The organism is Bradyrhizobium sp. B039 (assembly GCF_038965675.1).
GTDB lineage: Bacteria > Pseudomonadota > Alphaproteobacteria > Rhizobiales > Xanthobacteraceae > Bradyrhizobium > Bradyrhizobium diazoefficiens.
In genome coordinates this window covers 5,168,169-5,189,433 of the sequence record NZ_CP152416.1, presented here as the reverse complement: position 1 = coordinate 5,189,433, position 21,265 = coordinate 5,168,169, and the positions used below count along the sequence as shown (strand labels likewise).

The 21,265-nt window shown below is 64.8% G+C and carries 20 protein-coding genes; 17 read left to right on the top strand and 3 right to left on the bottom strand.

What is annotated here, in order from left to right:
• Nucleotides 1-10: 10 nt before the first annotated feature.
• Nucleotides 11-1,693, top strand: coding sequence for an arylsulfatase (locus AAFG50_RS24285; protein WP_162185865.1), 1,683 nt, complete (start codon nt 11-13; stop codon nt 1,691-1,693).
• Nucleotides 1,694-1,710: 17 nt separating this feature from the next.
• Here AAFG50_RS24285 and AAFG50_RS24280 read toward each other — a convergent pair whose 3' ends face one another.
• A complete protein-coding gene (locus AAFG50_RS24280) occupies nt 1,711-4,122 on the bottom strand; it encodes a lytic transglycosylase domain-containing protein (RefSeq protein ID WP_039184643.1) in 2,412 nt (803 codons plus the stop codon).
• Nucleotides 4,123-4,403: 281 nt separating this feature from the next.
• Between AAFG50_RS24280 and dapA the strand changes: the two genes are divergently transcribed.
• From dapA to AAFG50_RS24260, 4 genes are read left to right on the top strand one after another with little or no spacing between them, the layout of a single operon-like run.
• On the top strand, nt 4,404-5,294 hold the full coding sequence (gene dapA, locus AAFG50_RS24275; protein WP_028171604.1) for a 4-hydroxy-tetrahydrodipicolinate synthase: 891 nt from the start codon (nt 4,404-4,406) through the stop codon (nt 5,292-5,294).
• 57 nt (nt 5,295-5,351) lie between these two features.
• A complete protein-coding gene (mscL, locus tag AAFG50_RS24270) occupies nt 5,352-5,768 on the top strand; it encodes a large conductance mechanosensitive channel protein MscL (RefSeq protein WP_027547170.1) in 417 nt (138 codons plus the stop codon).
• 58 nt (nt 5,769-5,826) lie between these two features.
• Nucleotides 5,827-6,300 (top strand): SsrA-binding protein SmpB, encoded by a 474-nt coding sequence (gene smpB / locus AAFG50_RS24265; RefSeq protein WP_011087830.1) that lies wholly within the window; start codon nt 5,827-5,829, stop codon nt 6,298-6,300.
• Nucleotides 6,301-6,304: 4 nt separating this feature from the next.
• The gene (locus AAFG50_RS24260) at nt 6,305-6,886 is read left to right on the top strand and encodes a peroxiredoxin (protein WP_028171605.1); all 582 of its coding nucleotides are present in this window, start codon (nt 6,305-6,307) and stop codon (nt 6,884-6,886) included.
• Nucleotides 6,887-6,894: 8 nt separating this feature from the next.
• Here AAFG50_RS24260 and AAFG50_RS24255 read toward each other — a convergent pair whose 3' ends face one another.
• The gene (locus tag AAFG50_RS24255) at nt 6,895-7,569 is read right to left on the bottom strand and encodes a uracil-DNA glycosylase (protein ID WP_028171606.1); all 675 of its coding nucleotides are present in this window, start codon (nt 7,567-7,569) and stop codon (nt 6,895-6,897) included.
• Nucleotides 7,550-8,194 carry an NYN domain-containing protein gene (locus AAFG50_RS24250; RefSeq protein WP_011087827.1) on the bottom strand — a complete coding sequence of 215 codons (645 nt, stop codon included), beginning with the start codon at nt 8,192-8,194 and terminating at the stop codon, nt 7,550-7,552. The genes AAFG50_RS24255 and AAFG50_RS24250 overlap by 20 nt, the downstream gene beginning before the upstream one ends.
• Before the next feature lie 326 nt (nt 8,195-8,520).
• On the opposite strand from AAFG50_RS24250, the gene rpoZ reads away from it, so the two are divergent.
• The 12 genes from rpoZ to AAFG50_RS24190 all read left to right on the top strand — a co-directional run bounded on the left by rpoZ (nt 8,521) and on the right by AAFG50_RS24190 (nt 21,265).
• Nucleotides 8,521-8,913: a DNA-directed RNA polymerase subunit omega gene (rpoZ, locus tag AAFG50_RS24245; protein WP_008133017.1), complete on the top strand. Its 393-nt coding sequence runs from the start codon at nt 8,521-8,523 to the stop codon at nt 8,911-8,913.
• 208 nt (nt 8,914-9,121) lie between these two features.
• The gene (locus AAFG50_RS24240) at nt 9,122-11,410 is read left to right on the top strand and encodes a bifunctional (p)ppGpp synthetase/guanosine-3',5'-bis(diphosphate) 3'-pyrophosphohydrolase (protein ID WP_271612323.1); all 2,289 of its coding nucleotides are present in this window, start codon (nt 9,122-9,124) and stop codon (nt 11,408-11,410) included.
• A 44-nt stretch (nt 11,411-11,454) separates the two neighbouring features.
• Nucleotides 11,455-12,207, top strand: coding sequence for a pyridoxine 5'-phosphate synthase (locus AAFG50_RS24235; protein ID WP_011087825.1), 753 nt, complete (start codon nt 11,455-11,457; stop codon nt 12,205-12,207).
• The gene (acpS, locus tag AAFG50_RS24230; RefSeq protein WP_028171608.1) at nt 12,204-12,623 is read left to right on the top strand and encodes a holo-ACP synthase; all 420 of its coding nucleotides are present in this window, start codon (nt 12,204-12,206) and stop codon (nt 12,621-12,623) included. Before AAFG50_RS24235 ends, acpS begins: the two co-directional genes overlap by 4 nt.
• A 249-nt stretch (nt 12,624-12,872) precedes the next feature.
• Nucleotides 12,873-13,637 (top strand): signal peptidase I, encoded by a 765-nt coding sequence (lepB, locus tag AAFG50_RS24225; protein ID WP_011087823.1) that lies wholly within the window; start codon nt 12,873-12,875, stop codon nt 13,635-13,637.
• The gene (gene rnc, locus AAFG50_RS24220; RefSeq protein ID WP_011087822.1) at nt 13,634-14,455 is read left to right on the top strand and encodes a ribonuclease III; all 822 of its coding nucleotides are present in this window, start codon (nt 13,634-13,636) and stop codon (nt 14,453-14,455) included. Before lepB ends, rnc begins: the two co-directional genes overlap by 4 nt.
• Complete coding sequence (era, locus tag AAFG50_RS24215; protein WP_028171609.1) at nt 14,445-15,371, top strand: GTPase Era; 927 nt, start codon at nt 14,445-14,447, stop codon at nt 15,369-15,371. The genes rnc and era overlap by 11 nt, the downstream gene beginning before the upstream one ends.
• A gap of 21 nt (nt 15,372-15,392) precedes the next feature.
• A complete protein-coding gene (locus AAFG50_RS24210) occupies nt 15,393-15,773 on the top strand; it encodes a hypothetical protein (protein WP_011087820.1) in 381 nt (126 codons plus the stop codon).
• Between the two features lie 137 nt (nt 15,774-15,910).
• Nucleotides 15,911-16,663 (top strand): DNA repair protein RecO, encoded by a 753-nt coding sequence (gene recO, locus AAFG50_RS24205; protein ID WP_011087819.1) that lies wholly within the window; start codon nt 15,911-15,913, stop codon nt 16,661-16,663.
• A gap of 100 nt (nt 16,664-16,763) precedes the next feature.
• Nucleotides 16,764-17,048 (top strand): hypothetical protein, encoded by a 285-nt coding sequence (locus tag AAFG50_RS24200; protein ID WP_028171610.1) that lies wholly within the window; start codon nt 16,764-16,766, stop codon nt 17,046-17,048.
• Between the two features lie 60 nt (nt 17,049-17,108).
• Entirely contained in the window at nt 17,109-19,364 is a 2,256-nt protein-coding gene (gene parC / locus AAFG50_RS24195) for a DNA topoisomerase IV subunit A (protein WP_011087818.1), read from the top strand.
• Between the two features lie 350 nt (nt 19,365-19,714).
• A complete protein-coding gene (locus AAFG50_RS24190) occupies nt 19,715-21,265 on the top strand; it encodes an ABC transporter substrate-binding protein (RefSeq protein WP_028171611.1) in 1,551 nt (516 codons plus the stop codon).

Genomic DNA, 21,265 nt, shown 5'->3' with positions numbered 1-21,265 from the left:
AAAGCCTGAGATGAGCACGGGACCAATCGGCGGAGGACTGAAACGCCGCGATCTCTTGTTGAGTGGTAGTTCTCTCGTCGCCGCTTCGGCGCTCTCGGCCGTCGGATTGACGAGCCCTGCGCAAGCGCAGCAACCGGCGCCGGCGCCGGCGCCCGCTACGCCCGGGCAACGGCCGAACATCGTCGTCATCATGGGTGACGATATCGGCATCTGGAATATCGGGGCCTACCACCGCGGGATGATGGCCGGGCGGACGCCAAACCTCGACAAGATCGCCGCCGAAGGCATGCTGTTCACCGATTACTACGCCGAGGCGAGTTGCACGGCGGGTCGCGCCAACTTCATCACCGGCGAGCTGCCGATCCGCACCGGCATGACCACAGTCGGCCAGGCCGGCGCTCCCACCGGCTTGCCGGCGGAGGCCGTGACCATTGCCGCGGCGCTGAAAGGTATGGGCTACGCCACCGGCCAGTTCGGCAAGAACCACCTTGGCGACAAAAACGAGTTTCTGCCGACGGTGCATGGCTTCGACGAGTTCTTCGGCTACCTGTATCACCTCGACGCGATGGAAGATCCGGCCCACCCCGCTTATCCGCAGGAGCTGTTGAACACAGTCGGTCCGCGCAACATGGTTCACTCGTGGGCGACCAACGTGGACGACGCCACCGTGGATCCGCGCTGGGGCAAGGTCGGCAAGCAGAGGATCGAGGACGCCGGAACGCTCTATCCCAAGCGGATGGAAACCGTGGACGATGAAATCCGCGACTTCGCGCTCAATTTCATCGACAGGGCCAGGGCCGACAACAAGCCATTCTTCCTGTGGCTCAATCCGACCCGCATGCACATCGTTACGCACCTGTCGCCGAAGTACCAGGCGATGCGCAACTCCAAGAATGGTTGGTCCATCCATGAAGCCGGCATGGCGCAGCTCGACGACGACATTGGCATCGTGATGCAGAAGCTGAAGGATATGGGCGTCGATGACAACACCATCGTGGTATTCACGACCGACAACGGCACCGAGGTCTTCACCTGGCCCGATGGCGGACAGACGCCATTCGCGCAGAGCAAAGGCACGATCATGGAGGGCGGCTTCCGCGCGCCGGCGATGGTCCGCTGGCCGGGCAAGGTGCCGGCCGGCAAGGTCGAGAACGGCATCATGTCCGGACTGGACTGGTTCCCGACTTTCCTGGCCGCTGCCGGCAACCCCAACATCGTCGACGAGCTCAAAAAGGGTAAGCAGATCGGTGACCGCACCTACAAGTGCCATCTGGACGGCTACAACCAGCTGGACATGATCACTGGCAAGGGGCCGTCAAATCGGCACGAAATCTTTTATTTCGGCGAAAGCGAGCTGGGGGCCGTGCGCATCGACGACTACAAATATCGTTTTATCGACCAGCCCGGAGGCTGGCTGGGTGATAAAAGCAAGGTTGACGTGCCCTATTTGACCAACCTTCGCCTCGATCCTTTCGAGCGCACGGGCTGGCCCGACAGCGGGACCAAATACGGGGCGCAACAATACTTCGACTGGTTCAAATACGAATTCTGGCGCTTCGTGTTTGTTCAGCAGCAGGTGGAAAAGCTGGCGATGACGGCGATCGAGTTTCCGCCGATGCAGAGGGGTGCAAGCTTCAATCTAGACGCTGTGAAGGCCAAGATCGAAGCGGCGCGAGCGGCAATCGCCAAGTAGCGCAGCTTAAGGCGCCGCTATTCCACGCTGCCGGTGCCGCGGCGCAGGTCGGCCTCGATCTGCAACCGCGTGCCGCCGCCGAAGCGGGCGCGGTAGACCTGAAGGTTCTCCATGATCCGCTGCACGTAATTGCGCGTCTCGGAGAACGGAATGAGCTCGACCCAGTCGACCGCATCGACCTTGGGATCGCGCGGATCGCCGTAGCGGTCGACCCACTTCTTCACGCTGCCGCGGCCGGCATTGTAGGCGGCAAACGTCATGATGTAGGAGCCGCGATAATCCTCGAGCAGCCCACCGAGCTCGGCCGAGCCGAGCGTGGCGTTGTAGGCCGAATCGTTCTTCAGCCGCCCCAAATCGTAGGTCGCGCCATGCCGCTTGCAGACATAGCGTGCGGCATCCGGCGTCACCTGCATCAGCCCGTAGGCCTGTGCCGGCGAGACCACCGAGGGATTGAACGCGCTCTCCTGCCGGGCGATGGCGTAGACGATGCTGCGCTCGACCTCGGGGCCGATCGGCGTGAATTGCGGAATGCCGTTGACGGGATAGGCGTAGAAATCGAACGGAAGGCCGCGGTTGAGCGCGGCCTTGCCGACCAGCAGCATGCCGCGCGCATCGCTGTAGCGCTGGGTCAGCTCGCCAAGGCCGGTCAGGGCTTCGGGATCGCCGTTCTCGCCCATGTCGGCGAGCATGGGCACGGCCATCTCGCGCTCGTCGAGCTCGTAGAGCAGTTGCGCCGCGCGCACGATCTCCAGCCGTTCAGCGCCGCGCCCGCGCGGCTGGCTGTTGAGCTCGATCTGCGGCAGGCCGAGTTTTGCGCGTGCGAGCTGGCCGTAATAGCTCGTGGATTGTTCGGCAGCCCGCGCATAGGCGTTGCGCGCCTCCTGCTGGCGGCCCGCCGCTTCCGCCGCGCGGCCCTGCCAATAGCCGGCGCGCGCCAGCGTGGTCGGATTGACGCTGCCGACGCCGATGCGGGCAAAATGCTGGGTGGCGGTCGCGGGATCGTTGAGAAAGCGCAGCGCGATCCAGCCTGCCGTGAACTCCTGCTCGGTCTTGTAGATGTCGCGCGAGGGCAGCGCCGCGTCGCGCGCGATCAGATAGGCGCTGCGGAACTCCTCGGTGTCGATCATCTTGCGCGCGAGCAGGCGCCGCTCGATCCACCATTCGTCGAGATTGTAGAGCCGGTTCGGATCCTTCGGCGCCGACAGCATGAGCTGGGCGGCCTCGGCAAACTTCTCCTCGCGGCGCAGCAGCTGGATCTTGCTGAAGAGGAAACCGGGGTCATTGTGCAGCTCGCGCGGCACCGCCTCGAGCAATGCGCGCGCGTTCGGCGCCTTCTTGACCGAGGCGATGCGGGCCTTGGCCAGCGCGACATAGCCGGCGCCGAGGCGTTTTGCGGCGCGCAGCGCGGCCTCGTTTTCGCTGCCGTAGAGCAGGGTGTCCATCCGCGCCTTCTGATCGCCCGGCGTCAGCAGGGCGCCGAACTGGTCGAGCGCGTTGTTCTCGGTGTCCTCCGACATCGGATCGCTGCGCCAGGCCTCGCGCACCAGCCGCTCGGCATTGGCGCGGTCGCCGCGCGCCAGCATCGCCTTGGCGAGCGTGAAGCGGCCCTTCGCGGACACCGGGGATTCGTTCTCGAACCACGACCACGCAACTGAATCGTCGCGCCTGTCGTCCCACATCGCAGCCTCGAGGCGGCGGCGCAGGAAGGTCTGCGACGGCCAGCTCGGATTGGCGGAGAGGAAGGCGCGATAGCGCTCGACGGTCGCGCCATTGTCCTCGCTGCGCAGGATGATCCATTCCGCGAGCTTTCGCGCGACGGGATCCGAGATCGTGGCGGCGGCGTTGGTGGCGTCGCCCGCCTTGCGCTTGCGCACGAGTTCGATGACGCTCTCCAGCGTGTCCTTGTCGGCTTGCGACGTCGACGAGGTCGCAGCGATCGCGGCCGGCGTCACCGGCCTGCGAGGTGCCGCGTGCTGGCGGGTCGCGGGCGCCAGCACAGGAGCTGCGATCGGTTTGGCGGCCGGAGGGGCAGCGGGTCTGACGGTGGCCGTCGCGGCCGGCGCGGGTGCCGCTTTGGGGGGAGAGCCGGTGGCGGTCGGCTGCGATTTTGGCGCCGGCGCCGCTGCCGCAGGCTTGGGCTTGTTCTTGGCGGGGTCCTTGGCGGGTTCCTTGCCAGCGTCCTTGCCGGCATTCTGGGCTGGTTTCTTCGCGGCATCCTTGGCCGGGGCGCCAGCCGCCCCCTTGCTTGCGCCCTTCGCTGTGTCCTTGCCGGTTCCCTTGGTGGTTTCCTTAGCTGTTTCCTTGGCCGATCCTTTGCCGGATCCCTTCGCGGCGTCCTTGGCGGCTGGCTTCGCAGTGTCCTTGGCCCCTTCCGCAGGTGTCTCATTGGACTTGGCCCAGGCGGCGCAGCCGACAGACAGCCCTGCCATCAGGCACACGACCAGACCGGTGGATCGCCATGTGGCACGAGGAAATGAGGTCACGGCGTTTCGTCGCCCCGAATCAGTCAAGTGGCTCAAGATCTAGCTGAATTTGATTGAATATGCGGACAAAATACCAACAGCCGCTTACCTCGGGCGGGTTTGCACCATCACCGCGGCAAAATCGCGGCCTAAACGGTGCGTCGCACGGGAGCGGCCCTTTTACCGGCGGGATAGACCCGATATGAATGGGGCTTGCTCTCAAAACTCGCCGCGTACGGAGGAAGTCCATGGCAGCCAAGACGAAATTCCGGGGGTCGTTCACCGCCTTGGTCACGCCGTTCAAGAACGGCTCGCTCGACGAGGCAGCGTTCCGCTCCCTGGTCAACTGGCAGATTTCCGAGGGCACCAACGGACTGGTCCCGGTCGGCACGACAGGCGAGAGCCCGACGCTCAGCCATGACGAGCACAAGAAGGTCGTCGAGTGGTGCATCGAGGAGGCCAAGGGCCGCGTGCCCGTGGTTGCCGGTGCCGGCTCCAACTCGACCAAGGAGGCGATCGAGCTGGCCCAGCACGCCGAGAAGGCGGGCGCGGACGCCGTGCTGGTGGTGACGCCTTACTACAACAAGCCGACCCAGGAAGGGATGTACCAGCACTTCAAGGCGATCAACGATGCGATCGGGATTCCAATCATCATTTACAACATCCCGCCGCGCTCGGTGATCGACATGTCGGTCGACACCATGAAGCGGCTGTGGGAGCTGAAGAACATCGCCGGCGTCAAGGACGCCACCGCCAGCATGGTCCGCGTGTCGCAGCAGCGTGCCGCGATGGGCGAGGACTTCAACCAGCTCTCGGGCGAGGATGCGACCATCCTCGGCTACATGGCCCATGGCGGCCACGGCTGCATCTCGGTGACCTCGAACGTCGCGCCGCGCCTGTGCTCGGAGTTCCACACCGCCTGGCAGAAGGGCGATCACGCCACCGCGCTGAAGCTGCACGACAAGCTGATGCCGCTGCACAACAACCTCTTCATCGAGAGCAATCCGGCGCCGATCAAGTACGCGATGTCGCTGCTCGGCAAGCTTGACGAGACGCTGCGGCTGCCGATGGTGCCGGTGACCGAGCCGACGCGCGTTGCCGTGCGCAGCGCCATGGTTCACGCTGGCCTGATCAACTGACGCGGCAGCCTTTCCGGGGAGCCTTTCATGAGCGGGGTCGATGAAAAGGGCAGGCGGATGCTCAAGGAGTTCCGCGAATTCGCCATGAAGGGCAACGTCGTCGATCTCGCGGTCGGCGTCATCATCGGCGCGGCCTTCGGCGCCATCGTCACTTCGCTGGTCGGCGACGTGATCATGCCGTTGATCGGCGCAGTCACCGGCGGCCTCGACTTCTCGAACTACTTCACCCCCTTGTCGAAGGCGGTCACCGCCACCAACTTAGCGGATGCTAAAAAGCAAGGCGCGGTCTTGGCTTGGGGCAGCTTCCTCACGCTGACGATCAACTTCATCATCATTGCCTTCGTGCTGTTCCTGGTGATCCGCGCCATCAACACCCTGAAGCGCAAGGAAGAGGCGGCACCGGCCGCTCCGCCGAAGCCGTCGGCCGAGGTCGAGCTGCTGACCGAGATCCGCGATCTCCTCAAGAAGTCTTGACGCGTACGCTTCGTCCAAACTGTTAGCGTTCGCGCGATCTCACTCAGGTTTGTCTGCCATGGCTGATAAGAACGAACGACCGATCAAGGTCATGGCGGAAAATCGCAAGGCCCGCTTCAACTATGCGATCGAGGATACGATCGAGGCGGGCATTGCGCTGACCGGCACCGAGGTCAAGTCGATCCGCAACGGCAAGAGCACGATCGCGGAATCCTACGCCGATTCGAAGAACGGCGAGATCTGGCTGATCAACGCCACCATTCCCGAATACCTCCAGGGCAACCGCTTCAACCACGAGCCCAAACGGCCGCGAAAGCTGCTGCTCCATCGCCGGCAGATCAACAAGCTGATCGGCGCGGTGGACCGCGAGGGCATGACGCTGATCCCGCTCAAGCTCTACTTCAACGAGCGCGGCCGCGCCAAGCTGCAGCTGGCGGTTGCAAAGGGCAAGAAGCTGCACGACAAGCGCGAGACCGAGAAGAAGCGCGACTGGAGCCGGGAGAAGGGGCGCCTGCTGCGGGCGAGGGGATAGCGGGATGAATCAGAAGAACCTGCTCGAGGTCGACTGGAGCCAGATTCCGGCGCCGGCCGATGATGGCGGGGCCGCGCATCTGCCGGGCATGACGCTGCCCGCGATCGGCCTGCTCGCGACCGACGACACATCAGTGATGCTGTCGGCGCTCCCCGGCCGAACCGTGGTGTTCGCCTATCCCCGCACCGGCGAGCCCGGCAAGATCTCGCTGGTCGACGATTGGGACATGATCCCGGGCGCGCGCGGCTGCACGCCGCAGACCTGCGCGTTTCGCGATCTGTTTGCCGAGCTGAAGGCCGCCGGCGCCGCCCACGTGTTCGGCCTCTCGACCCAGAGCAACGAATACCAGACCGAAATGGCCTCGCGCCTGCATCTGCCGTTTCCGGTGCTGTCGGACGAGAAGCTGGCGCTGACGCGCGCCCTCAAACTGCCGACCATGGAGGTCGCAGGGCTGACCCTGATCAAGCGCCTCGCGCTGATCATCGACGACGCCAAGGTCACGCATGTGTTCTATCCGGTGTTTCCACCCGACCGGAACGCCGGCGATGTCCTGGACTGGCTGAAGGCCAATCCCGTCAAAGACTAGTCCAAGGGCTAGTCGAGGTCGGCCTTCACCTTCGCGAACACGGACCGGAACATGTCCGGCGTCAGCACGCCGGTGTTCGTGTTGTAACGCGAGCAGTGATAGCTGTCGTAGAGCCTGAACGCGCCGGCCTGGTGCACCGCGCCGTGGCCGAAAGGGGCTTGCGAGCCCTTCAGATTCAGCGGCTTGAGCACGGTGTCGTGCGCAATCCGCCCGAGCGCGACGATCGCGCGCAGGTTCGGCATCGTCGCCAGATTCGCCGCGAGAAACTGACGGCAGGTGTTGATCTCGGCGGGCAGCGGCTTGTTCTGCGGCGGAACGCAATGCACCGCATTGGCGATGCGGCAGTCGACCAGCTTCAGCCCGTCATCGGGCCGCGCCTGATAGGCGCCCTTGGCAAAGCCGTATTCTAGCAGCGTGGCGTAGAGCAGGTCGCCGGCATAGTCGCCGGTGAAGGGACGGCCGGTGCGGTTGGCGCCCTGCATACCCGGCGCGAGGCCGACGATCAGGAGACGCGCCTTGACGTCCCCGAAGGGGGCGACCGGGGCGTTATGCCACGACGGCTCGCGCGCGCGATTCGCCTCGCGAAAGGCGACCAGGCGCGGACAGAGCGGACAGTCACGGTCGGGGACGAGGGTGGGGGGCTGGCGGCCTGACCGGGCCGCCTCACTCCTCAAAGTCGTCATCGCCCCTCGGCGCCATCGTGGTCGCGCGCTGGAGGAATTGCGGGGCGTGGTGGCGGGCCTCGCGCTCGCCACGATCGCGCGGGGCGGGGCGTTCGGACGGGTCGCGGCCGAGCTTGGATTGCAGCTCGACGAGGTCGGTGAAGACGTCGGCCTGGCGGCGCAGCTCGTCGGCGATCATCGGCGGCTGGCTGGCGATGGTCGAGACCACCGTGACCCGCACGCCGCGGCGCTGGACGGCCTCGACCAGGGAGCGGAAGTCGCCGTCACCGGAGAACAGCACCATCTGGTCGATGTGCTCGGCGAGCTCCATCGCGTCCACGGCGAGCTCGATGTCCATGTTGCCCTTGACCTTGCGGCGGCCGGAGGCGTCGATGAACTCCTTGGTCGCCTTGGTGACGACGGTGTAGCCGTTGTAGTCCAGCCAGTCGATCAGCGGGCGGATCGAGGAGTACTCCTGATCCTCGATGATGGCGGTGTAGTAGAAAGCCCGCAACAGCGTCCCGCGGCTCTGAAACTCCTTCAGCAGGCGCTTGTAGTCGATGTCGAAGCCCAGTGTTTTCGCCGTCGCGTAGAGATTGGCCCCGTCGATGAAGAGCGCGATCTTGTTGGTAGGAGAAGGTGACATTCAGTTTGCTCGCGAAGTGCTCGTGATTGATCGTTTATTGTTGGCGCGGCAGCAGGCCGCGCAGTTCTAGAGTGCCGCCGAAACCCGTCGAAACCGCAAATCCGGAGAAGTCGGGGCAATCAAGGTATAGTTATGGCGAACTCTCAAACACCCGGGGCCGCCCTCGGTGGCAGCCCTGGAAATCGCCCATCCCAGCCCCAATGTGGGGGTAGCAGAGCCATTTGGCGAGGCCAAATCACAAATTGGCCTTGCGAAATTGTCTTGGCCCCTATAACTAGCCCCAATCATCCACATATTTCGTCCCACCCACAACGGAGCGACAGTCCATGGCTCGCGTCACCGTAGAAGATTGCATCGACAAGGTCGATAACCGGTTTGACCTGGTCCTGCTGGCCGCCCACCGTGCCCGCATGATTTCGTCGGGTTCACAACTAACGGTTGACCGCGATAACGACAAGAACCCTGTTGTGTCTTTGCGTGAAATTGCCGACACGACCATCTCGCCGGAGGACCTCCGCGAGGAGCTGGTGCACTCGCTCCAGAAGTTCGTCGAGGTCGACGAGCCCGAGCCCGACACGGTGCCGCTGATCGGTTCCGCCGGCGCCAGCGTCGATGCGGACGATACCGAAGTTGCCGTTGAGCGCATGACCGAAGAGGAGCTCCTGAAGGGCCTCGAAGGCCTCGCGCCGCCGGAAGAGCAGCCCGAGGAAGACGAGTAGATCGTCCCGTCGCAATCGTCGAATTCTTGTGATCTTATCAAAGGCCCGAACCTGCGTTCGGGCCTTTGCTTTTGTTGGCGTTTTCGTGGTTACCATAGTGTTGCCGGTTCGTGCTGCGCACCTGTCACCGAATTGATCGGACGCGCGTCGGATCGGAGCTAAGATGTATACAACGGGCGTCTTGAGGTCCGTTTGAAGGCAGGACGGCATGGTGTATCGACGCCGCAGACTAACGCAGATGCAGGCCGCAACCGAATCGGTTGCCGTGGCCCCGACTGCGCCGGTGGCGCGCCCGGCCAAGCCGCGTGCGCGCATGATGCGTCAATATGACCTCGTCGAGCGCGTCAGGTCCTACAATCCCAACACCAACGAAGATCTGCTGAACCGCGCCTATGTCTACGCCATGAAGGCGCACGGCTCGCAGACGCGGGCCTCGGGCGATCCGTATTTCTCGCATCCGCTCGAAGTGGCGGCGATTCTCACCGACCTGAAGCTCGACGACGCCACCATCGTGGCCGCGCTGCTGCACGACACGATCGAGGACACCGAAGCGACGCGGGCCGAGATCGACCAGATCTTCGGACCCGAGATCGGCGCGCTGGTCGAGGGCCTGACCAAGCTGAAGCGGCTGGAGCTGGTGTCGCGCGAGGCCAAGCAGGCCGAGAACCTGCGCAAATTGTTGCTGGCGATTGCCGACGATGTTCGCGTTCTCCTGGTGAAGCTCGCCGACCGCCTGCACAACATGCGCACGCTGGAATTCGTGCCGCCGGAATCGCGCAGGCGCATTGCCGAGGAGACCCTCGACATCTACGCGCCGCTCGCGGGCCGCATGGGCATGCAGGAAATGCGCGAGGAGCTGGAGGACCTGTCCTTCCGCACGCTCGACCCCGAGGCCTATTCGGTGGTGATGCAGCGGCTCGACGCGCTCGCCGAGCGCAACCGCAATCTGATCGGCGAGATCGAGGCCCAGCTCTCCAACAATCTGCGCCACCGCGGCCTTGGCGCGCGGGTTTATGGCCGCCGCAAGAAGCCGTTCTCGATCTGGACCAAGATGGAGCGCAAATCGGTCGGCTTCGAGCAATTGTCCGACATCTTCGGCTTCCGCGTCGTCGTGAACGACATCGAGGCCTGCTACCGCGCGCTCGGCATCGTCCACACCACCTGGCCGGTCGTGCCGGGGCGTTTCAAGGACTACATCTCGACGCCGAAGCAGAACGACTACCGCTCGATCCACACCACCGTGATCGGTCCGGGCAACCAGCGCGCCGAGCTCCAGATCCGTACCGAGGCGATGGACCAGATCGCCGAGCGCGGTATCGCCGCGCACGTGTTCTACAAGGAAGGCGCGGGCTCGCCGACCGAATTCCTCAAGCGCGAATCCAACGCGTTCGCCTGGCTGCGGCACACCGTCGGAATCCTCTCGGAGAGTGCCAACCCCGAGGAATTCCTCGAGCACACCAAGCTCGAGCTGTTCCACGACCAGGTGTTCTGCTTCACCCCGAAGGGCAAGCTGATCGCGCTGCCGCGCCACGCCAACGTCATCGACTTTGCCTATGCGGTGCATACCGACGTCGGCAACAGCGCGGTGGGCTGCAAGATCAACGGCAAGTTTTCGCCGCTGTCCTCGGAGCTCCAGAACGGCGACGAGGTCGAGGTGCTGACCTCGGAGGCGCAATCGGCGCCGCCGTCCGCCTGGGAGACGCTCGCGGTCACCGGCAAGGCGCGCGCCGCGATCCGCCGCGCCACGCGCACCGCCGTGCGCGACCAATATGTCGGTCTCGGCCGGCGCATCGTCGAGCGCCTGTTCGAGCGCGCCAAGATCGAATACGCCGACGACAAGCTCAAGGGTGCGCTGCCGCGGCTTGCGCGCACCTCGATCGAGGACGTCATGGCGGCTGTGGGGCGCGGCGAGATCAAGGCCTCCCACGTCGCGCGAGCGATGTATCCCGACTACAAGGAGGAGCGCGTCGCCCGCTACGGCATCAAGAAGGGGCTCGCCGCCAAGCTCAAGGAGAAGGTGGTCTCCGAGCCGCCGCGAACCCCGGTCGCGATCCCGATCCGCGGCATCAATTCCGACCTGCCGGTGAAGTTCGCGCCGAACGGCGGCGCGGTACCCGGCGACCGCATCGTCGGCATCGTCACGCCGGGCGAGGGCATCACCATCTACCCGATCCAGGCGCCGGCGCTGAAGGATTTCGAGGAGGAGCCCGAGCGCTGGCTCGACGTGCGCTGGGACATCGAGGACACCGCGCCGCAGCGCTTCCCGGCCCGCATCAGGGTCGAGAACGTCAACGAGCCCGGCGCGCTCGCGCAGATCGCGACCGTGATCGCCGAGCACGACGGCAACATCGACAACATCAGCATGCAGCGCCGCTCTCCGGACTTCACGGAGACGACGATCGATCTCGAAGTCTACGACCTGAAGCACCTGAGCGCGATCCTGGCCCAGTTGCGCGCGAAGGCGGTCGTCGCCCGCGTCGAACGTGTTAATGGATAGGCGTCTTTCGTATTCGCCTGTCCTTCGAATTTGTGAGCCTTGCAATGCCCGCTTCTCCGCTCCGCCTCGGCGTCAATGTCGACCATGTCGCGACCCTGCGTAACGCGCGCGGCGGCCGCAATCCCGATCCGGTGCGCGCCGCCCTGCTGGCGATCGAGGCCGGCGCCGACGGCATCACCGCGCATCTGCGCGAGGATCGCCGCCATATCCGCGACGAGGACATGGCGCGGCTGAAGGCCGAGATCTCCAAGCCGCTCAATTTCGAGATGGCGGCGACCGACGACATGATGCGCATCTCGCTCGCCACCAGGCCGCACGCGGTGTGCCTCGTGCCGGAGCGCCGGCAGGAGGTGACGACCGAGGGCGGACTGGATGTCGTCGGCCAGCACAATGCGCTCGCGCCCTACATCGCCCGGCTGAACGATGCCGGAATCCGCGTCTCGCTGTTCATCGCCGCGGACCCCGCGCAGATCGAGATGGCGGCGCGGCTGCGCGCGCCTGTGATCGAGATCCACACCGGCGCCTGGTGCGATGCCGTCGTCGACGGCCACACCGAGAAGGCCGACGCAGAGTGGAAGCGGATCGTGGCGGGTGCGAAGCTGGCGAAGGACGCGGGGCTGGAGGTTCACGCCGGCCACGGGCTCGACTATGCGACGGCGGAGACGATCGCAGCTCTGCCCGACATCATGGAGCTCAATATCGGCTACTACATGATCGGCGAAGCGCTGTTCGTCGGTCTCGCCGAGACGGTGCGCAGCATGCGCGCGGCGATGGACCGCGGCCGGAGCCGGGCATGATCATCGGCATCGGCTCCGACCTGATCGACATCACCCGCGTCGGCAAGGTGATCGAGCGCCATGGCGAACGCTTTCTCGACCGCATCTTCACCGCGGCCGAGCGGGCCAAGGCGGAGCGGCGCGCCAAGAACGAGAAGATGGTGGTGGCGACCTACGCCAAGCGCTTTGCCGCCAAGGAGGCCTGCTCGAAGGCGCTCGGCACCGGGATCAGGCGCGGCGTCTGGTGGCGCGACATGGGGGTGGTCAACCTGCCGGGCGGACGGCCGACCATGCAGCTGACCGGCGGCGCTCTGGCCCGGCTCCAGGCCCTGACGCCTGATGGCTTCGAGGCGCAGATCGACCTGTCGATCACCGACGACTGGCCGCTCGCACAGGCCTTCGTCATCATTTCGGCCGTTCCGCTGGCCAAGTCCTGACCGTTCCCAGGTCATTTTATAATTCTTGTTAAGAATCAATATCTTATGCAGTTTTGATGCGATCCTTGATTGCGTGGCCTCCGACAACCGTCTAAAAGTCCGCGGACGCAAATCAGGCTGGGCGAATTCGGCTTTACGCCGGAATTGGCCCTCATTATCAGAATCAGGACAATCTCCTTGGGCCGCGAAGCGATGGGCTGTTCGCGGGAGGAGGGCGCTCTGTGACCGCCGGCCGGAATTGAGAGAGCAATGAGCGTGACTTCGGGAACGAAAACTGAAAGCGGCGTCGGCGAAACGATCCGGGTCGTGATCCACGCTCTCCTGATCGCGCTCGTGATCCGCACCTTTCTGTTCCAGCCCTTCAACATCCCGTCCGGCTCGATGAAGGCGACGCTGCTGGTCGGCGACTATCTGTTCGTCTCGAAATATTCCTACGGCTATAGCCACTACTCGATCCCGTTCTCGCCGCCGCTGTTCTCGGGGCGGCTCTGGGGCTCGGACCCGAACCGCGGCGACATCGTCGTGTTTCGCCTGCCGAAGGACGATTCCACCGACTACATCAAGCGCGTGATCGGGCTTCCCGGCGACCGCGTCCAGATGAAGGACGGGCTGCTCTACATCAACGACACCCCGGTCGAGCGGCAGCGCATGAGCGAATATGTCGGCGAGGATCCGTGCGGCTCCGAAGGCGGCGGCATCTCCCGGGTGAAGCGCTGGAAGGAAACGCTGCCGAACGGCGTGTCCTATGAGACGCTGGACTGCGCCGACAACGGCTACATGGACACCACCAACGTCTACACCGTGCCGGCCGGCCATTTCTTCATGATGGGCGACAATCGCGACAATTCCACCGACAGCCGCTTCCTCGGCCAGGTCGGCTACGTGCCGCAGGAGAATTTGATCGGCCGAGCCCAGATGATCTTCTTCTCCATCGCCGAAGGCGAGCATGCCTGGATGTTCTGGCGCTGGCCGTGGGCGGTGCGCTGGAATCGCTTCTTCAAAATCGTCCGATGAAAGACGAAGCCAAGGACATCACGACCCAGCCGACCGAAGCGCAAGCCGCTCCTGACGGCGAAGCTGTGACCAAGACGCCTGCCAAGAAGAAGCGGGCGCGGAGCAGCAAGGCCAAGGGCACGGATGCGAACGCGGCGCTTGAGGCGCGCATCGGCCACAGCTTCGCCGACCCGAACCTGCTGATGCAGGGGATCACGCATGTCTCGGCGCTGAAATCCGGGCGCAAGCGCGGCGACAGCTATCAGCGGCTGGAATTCCTCGGCGACCACGTGCTCGGGCTCGTCGTGTCCGACATGCTCTACCACGCCTTCCCGAACGCCGACGAAGGCGAGCTGTCCAAGCGCCTTGCCGAACTCGTGCGCAAGGAGAGCTGTGCCGACGTCGCCAAGTCGCTCGGGCTGCTCGACGACATCAAGCTCGGTTCGGTCGGCCCCAGCGCCGACGCCCGCCTGCGCAAGAGCGTGCTCGGCGACATCTGCGAAGCCGTGATCGGCGCCATCTTCCTCGACGGCGGCCATGCGGCGGCGGCCGAATTCGTCAAGCGCAACTGGACCGAGCGCATGCACAAGCCGCGGCGTCCGTTGCGCGATCCCAAGACCGTGCTGCAGGAATGGGCGCAGGGGAAGGGCCTGCCGACGCCTGTTTACCGCGAGGTCGAGCGCACCGGCCCGCATCACGATCCGCAGTTCCGCGTCGCGGTGGACCTGCCGGGACTGGCGCCAGCGGAAGGTATCGGCGGCAGCAAGCGCGCGGCAGAGAAGGTGGCGGCCTCGGTGATGATCGAACGTGAAGGTGTTGGCGGCGGCAATGACGGTTGAAGCAAGCGGCGAGGCGCCCGCCGCGACGCGCTGCGGCTTCGTTGCGCTCATTGGCGCACCGAATGTCGGCAAGTCCACGCTGGTCAACGCGCTGGTCGGCGCCAAGGTCACGATCGTCTCGCGCAAGGTGCAGACCACGCGCGCGCTGATCCGCGGCATCGTCATCGAGAACAACGCGCAGATCATCCTGGTCGACACGCCCGGCATCTTCTCGCCGAAGCGCAGGCTCGACCGCGCCATGGTCTCGACCGCCTGGAGCGGGGCGCATGACGCCGATCTCGTCTGCGTGCTGCTGGACGCCAAGACCGGCATCGACGAGGAGGCCGAGGCGATCCTCGCCAAGGCGGCAAGCGTCAATCACGACAAGATCTTGGTGATCAACAAGGTCGACCTGGTCCAGCGCGAGAAGCTGCTGGCGCTGGCGCAGGCGGCCAACGAGCGCATGCCGTTCGCCAAGACCTTCATGATCGCGGCAATCACCGGCGACGGCGTCGACGACCTCCGCTCGACTCTTGCCGAGATGGTGCCGCCGGGGCCGTTCCTCTATCCCGAGGACCAGATGTCGGACGCGCCGATGCGGCACTTGGCGGCCGAGATCACGCGCGAAAAGATCTATCGCAAGCTGCACCAGGAATTGCCCTACCAGTCCACGGTCGAGACCGACAAGTGGGAGGAGCGCAAGGACAAGTCGGTGCGCATCGAGCAGACGATCTTCGTCGAGCGCGAAAGCCAGCGCAAGATCGTGCTCGGCAAGGGCGGCGCCACCATCAAGTCGATCGGCGCGGACTCGCGCAAGGAGATTAGTGAGATCCTCGGCGTGCCGGTGCACCTGTTCCTGTTCGTCAAGGTGCGCGAGAACTGGGGCGACGATCCCGATCGCTATCGCGAGATGGGCCTGGAATTTCCCAAAGAATAAGCAAGAACAGATCGGTATCCGATGAGCGTGCCCACGAACGTCCGGCGCTTCGAAGCGCTGCTCTATGCGTCGTTGATGCTGGATGCGCTGTCGGTCGCGGTGCAGGACCGCACGCCCAATGCCGAGATGACCGAGCAGATGATCATGACGGCGACCCTGCTCGCCGGCGGCATGATCCTGCTGCTGGTCTATTTCGTCTGGCTGGCTGCGCATTGGCGCAAGAACTGGCCGCGCTGGGTGCTGGCCGCAGCCCTGGTGCTGTCGGTGATCTCGCTCGGCCAGATCATCGGCGAGAAGGGCATGGAGCTCGACAGCGCCATCGAGATCGTCTCCTGCGTGCTGACCACGATGGGCCTGTATTTCTCCTTCAGCGGCGACGCGCAGGGCTGGTTCAACGCGTGAGGTTTTGCGCGGTGCCGTAGGGTGGGTAAAGGTGCGCCCTTGCGCGCCGTGCCCACCACGATCGCGGTGGATCAAAATTGGTGGGCGCGCTTCGCTTTGGCCACCCGACGGTCGCTCAAAATGCTAGACTTCCTTCAATGGAATGGACCGACGAAGGCATCGTGCTGGGGGTGCGGCGGCATGGCGAGAGCAGCGCCATCGTCGAACTGCTGACGCGCGCGCACGGCCGCCATCTCGGTCTCGTGCGCGGCGGTGCCGGCTCGCGGATGCGGCCCTTGCTGCAACCGGGCAACAGCGTTAGCGCTGTGTGGCGGGCGCGGCTCGACGAGCATCTCGGCACCTACGCGGTCGAGGGCCTGAAGCTGCGTGCGGCCACGCTGCTGGCCTCGTCCCACGGCGTCTACGGCGTCACCCATCTCGCCTCGATCGCGCGGCTCCTTCCCGAGCGCGATCCGCACGAGGAGATATTCGGGCTGCTCGAACATTCGCTCGACGATTTCGACGACATCGGCAGCGCGGCCGTACACGTGATCCATTTCGAGCTGGCGATGCTCGCCGAGCTCGGCTTCGGGCTCGCGCTGGACAACTGCGCGGTGACCGGGGAGACCACGGACCTTATCTACGTTTCGCCGAAATCCGGCGGCGCGGTGTCGCGCGGCGCGGGCGAGCCATGGCGCGACCGGCTGCTGCGCCTGCCGCCGTTCCTGCGCCACGGCGAAACCGCGACCGAGCTCACCGACCAGGATCTTCAGGACGGTTTTCGGCTGACCGGATTGTTCCTGCTGCGCCACGTGCTGGAGCCGCGCGGGCAGGTCCATTCCGACGCGCGGGCCGGCTTCATCAATGCCTTGACGCGGCAGCAGGCGAGGGCGGCGATCCCGGCGCCATGACGTCAGCGCGCCTCTGTATTGTCTGATCAGATGGCATGTCCCGGAACCAAATCGGGTTTCCTGGATTGGCCCGTGGGGTTCCAACCCGGGGATAAACCTGATGCTGATCAAGGGACTTATTGTGTCGGCAGCGCTGATTGCGCTGGCGCCGGACGCCCTCGCAGGCGAGCAAACAGGACTGGTTCGCCGTGCCTCCTGCACGGTCGTCAGGTTCTATGTAGCCAAATATTCGGCAGCAGCCGCAGAGGCATGGGCCCGGTCCAAGGGCGCGACGGAAGCAGAGATCGAGACTGCCCGGCGCTGCTTGACCAACGCGCCGACCACGACACAGGCCCAAAATCGCCAGGCCACCCAGACCGTGACCGCCGGCTGGGCGGGGCAGTAACCGCCCACAGGGAACCAATCCATCCTTGCCCGATTCGCTTCCACGGTTTAACCGGGCGGCATGGGAAAACGATTGATTCCGCCGGAACCGGCCGAAATCCATGAGGTGCCGCTGCGTGAGGCGCTGGAAGAGCGCTATCTCGCCTATGCGCTCTCCACCATCATGCACCGTGCGCTGCCGGACGCACGCGACGGCCTGAAGCCGGTGCACCGGCGCATCCTCTACGGCATGCGCCTGCTCAGGCTCGACCCCGGCACGGCCTTCAAGAAATCCGCCAAGATCGTCGGCGACGTGATGGGCTCGTTCCATCCGCATGGCGACCAGGCGATCTACGACGCCATGGTGCGGCTCGCGCAGGATTTCTCCTCGCGCTACCCGCTGGTCGACGGCCAGGGCAATTTCGGCAATATCGACGGCGATAACCCCGCCGCCTACCGCTACACCGAAGCGCGCATGACCGATGTCGCGCGGCTTCTGCTCGAGGGCATCGACGAGGACGGCGTTGAATTCCGTCCCAATTACGACGGCCAGTCGAAGGAGCCGATCGTCCTGCCCGGCGGCTTCCCGAACCTGCTCGCCAACGGCGCGCAGGGCATCGCGGTCGGCATGGCGACCTCGATCCCGCCGCACAATGCCGCCGAGCTCTGCGACGCGGCGCTGCATCTGATCGAGAAGCCCGACGCGAAATCCAAGGCGCTGCTGAAGTGGGTGAAGGGCCCGGACTTTCCGACCGGCGGCATCTGCGTCGATTCCAAGCAGGCGATCGCCGAAGCCTACACCACCGGCCGCGGCTCGTTCCGCGTCCGCGCCAGGTGGGAGCAGGAAGAGGGCGCACGCGGCACCTGGGTCGTCGTCGTCACCGAGATCCCCTTTCTGGTGCAGAAGTCGCGCCTGATCGAGAAGATCGCCGAGCTTCAGGATCAGAAGAAGCTGCCGCTGGTCGGCGATGTCAGGGACGAGTCGGCCGAAGACGTCCGCATCGTGATCGAGCCGAAGTCGAAGAACGTCGATCCGGCGCTGATGATGGAATCGCTGTTCCGGCTGACCGAGCTGGAAAACAAGATTCCGCTGAACCTCAACGTGCTGATCAAGGGCCGCATCCCCAAGGTCGTGGGGCTCGCGGAGTGCCTGCGCGAATGGCTCGACCATCTGCGCGACGTCCTGATCCGGCGCAGCAACTACCGCAAGGCGCAGATCGAGCATCGGCTGGAAGTTCTCGGCGGCTTCCTGATCGCCTATCTGAACATCGACAAGGTGATCAAGATCATCCGCACCGAGGATGAGCCGAAGCCGGCGCTGATGAAGGCGTTCAAGCTCACCGAGGTGCAGGCCGAAGCCATCCTCAACATGCGGCTCCGCTCGTTGCGCAAGCTCGAGGAAATGGAGATCCGCACCGAGGACAAGAACCTCCGCAACGAGCTCAAGGGCATCAATGCGGTGCTCGCCTCGGAAGCCGAGCAGTGGAAGAAGGTCGGCGAGCAGGTCGGCAAGGTCCGCGACATGTTCGGACCGAAGACGCCGCTCGGCAAGCGCCGCACCACCTTTGCCGATGCGCCCGAGCACGATCTCGCCGCGATCGAGGAGGCCTTCGTCGAGCGCGAGCCGGTGACGGTCGTCGTGTCCGACAAGGGCTGGATCCGCACCATGAAGGGGCATGTCGAGGATCTCTCGGGCCTTGCCTTCAAGCAGGACGACAGGCTCGGCTTCGCGTTCTTCGCGGAGACGACCTCGAAGCTGCTGCTGTTCGCCACCAACGGCAAGTTCTACTCGCTCGATGTCGCGAAACTTCCGGGCGGCCGCGGTCACGGCGAGCCGATCCGCCTGTTCATCGACCTCGAGCAGGAGGCGGCGCCCGTCGCCCTGTTCGTCAACAAGGGTGGACGCAAATTCCTGGTCGCGAGCCACGAGGGCCAGGGCTTTGTCGTCAACGAGGACGATTGCGTCGGCACCACCAAGAAGGGCAAGCAGGTCCTCAACGTCGACATGCCGAACGAGGCACGCACGGTCACCGAGGTGGTCGGCGACACCGTCGCGGTCATCGGCGAGAACCGCAAGATGCTGGTGTTCCCGCTCGACCAGATCCCGGAGATGGCCCGCGGCCGCGGCGTCCGCTTGCAGAAATACAAGGACGGCGGTCTCTCCGACGTCGTCGTGTTCGACGCCAAGGCCGGCCTGACCTGGAAGGACTCCGCGGGCCGCGAATTCTCCGCGACCATGAAGGAGCTCGCGGAGTGGCAGGGCACCCGCGCCGATGCCGGCCGCCTGCCGCCGAAGGGTTTCCCGAAATCGAACAAGTTCGGCCGGGGGATCGAGTAGGGGACGGGGCGGACTCCTGCGCCGTCTCGGGGGGTACGCAACATCGTAACCACGCTTTCAGTGTCGTCCTGGCGAAAGCCAGGACCCATTATCACCGGCCGCAATTATTGCGACGGCTCGTGGTTGCCAGCCGCGCTCAACACTTCTCCCTGGGGTAATGGGTCCTGGCTTTCGCCAGGACGACGGGAAGGAGGCTGCTTGCGCAACGACGAGAGACGACAGCGTCGCTCTCCGCACCCGCAAACGCGTGGCTGATAGTCGCGAGCGCATACGTGACGCCGCCGTATGGGCACGAACATTGCTTTTTCTTGACGACTGCAAACGACAAGTCAAAAGGCAAATAAGCAACAATGTTCAAGCCAAAGTCATTCATTCCGGCGCTGTTCGCCCTCGCGCTGGTTGCCGGGCCCGCGCATGCAGCGGGCAATCTCGTCGCGGTGCTTGAGGCGGAGATCGTCACGCTCGATCCGCATTTCTCCACGGCCTATATTTCGCGCACGTTCGGCTACATGGTGTTCGACACGCTGTTTGCGAAGGATTCCAAAGGCGAGATCAAACCGCAGATGGTGCAGGACTGGAAGGTCTCGCCCGATGGCTTGACCTACAGCTTCACGCTGCGCGACGGCTTGAAGTGGCATGACGGCCAGCCGGTCACGGCGGCCGACTGCGTCGCATCGCTGCGCCGTTGGGGTACCCGCAGTGCGCTCGGCCGCCGCATCTTCGCGATCACGGCCTCGCTCGAGCCGACGGACGCCAAGACGTTCGTGCTGACGCTGAAAGAGCCGTCCGGCCTCGTCATCGACGCGCTCGGCAACCCCGTCAGCCCGGTCGCCTTCATGATGCCCGAGCGCATTGCCAAGACGCCCGGCGACCAGCGCATCACCGAGATCGTCGGCTCCGGCCCGTTCGTCTACAGCAAGGCCGATCACCGCACCGGCGACCGCATGATCCTGAAGAAGTTCGCCGACTATGTGCCGCGCCCCGAGCCCGCCGACTTCCTCGCCGGCGGCAAGCGCGTCAATGTCGACTCGCTCGAGATCCGCGTCATTCCGGACGGAGCGACCGCGGCTTCCGCGCTCCAGGCCGGCGAAGTCGATTTCATGCAGTACGCGCCGTTCGATCTGCTGCCGACGCTGGAGAAGAACTCCCGCGTGAAACTGCTCAATTTCACCGGCGGCAACATGTTCGCCGGCGCCTACCGCCTCAACGCGGCGTCGAAACCGTTCGACGATCCGGCGATCCGGCGCGTGCTGTGGAAGCTGGTCGACCAGCGCGAAGTGCTGGATGCGCTCGGCCTCGATGCCAAATACGCCACGCCCTGCGCGACCTTCTTCACCTGCGGCACCACCTATGACAGCAAGGCCGGCACGGAAGCCGCTGCAAAGCCGTCGATCGAAGCGGCGCGCGCCGCGCTGAAGGCGACGAAATATGCCGGCGAGCCCGTGATCGTCATGGAGGCCAACGACCTCGAAGCCCCACGCGTCTCGGCGCAGGTGCTGGCCGAGCGGCTGAAGCAGGCCGGCTTCAACGTCGATCTCCAGGTGATGGATTGGGCGAGCGTGCTGGCGCGCCGTGCCAAGAAGGAGGGCTGGAGCGTCTATGGCGTTCACGCCGGCGGCTTCGATCTCGGCTCGCCGCTGACCAACGTCATGGTGGCGTTCAACTGCGCCGACTTCACGGGCTGGCAATGCGATGCGCGCATCACGCCGCTCATGGAAGCCTTCGCCAAGGCGCCTGCCGAGGAGGACCGCAAGACAATCGCGGCCGAGATTCAGACGGTGATGTACGATCAGGCGCCCGGGATTCCATGGGGCCAGTTCGCCCAGCCGGCGCTTTATCGCGCGATGCTGCGCAATCTGATACCGTCCGCCATCCCGGTGTTCTGGAACGTAGAGAAGTAA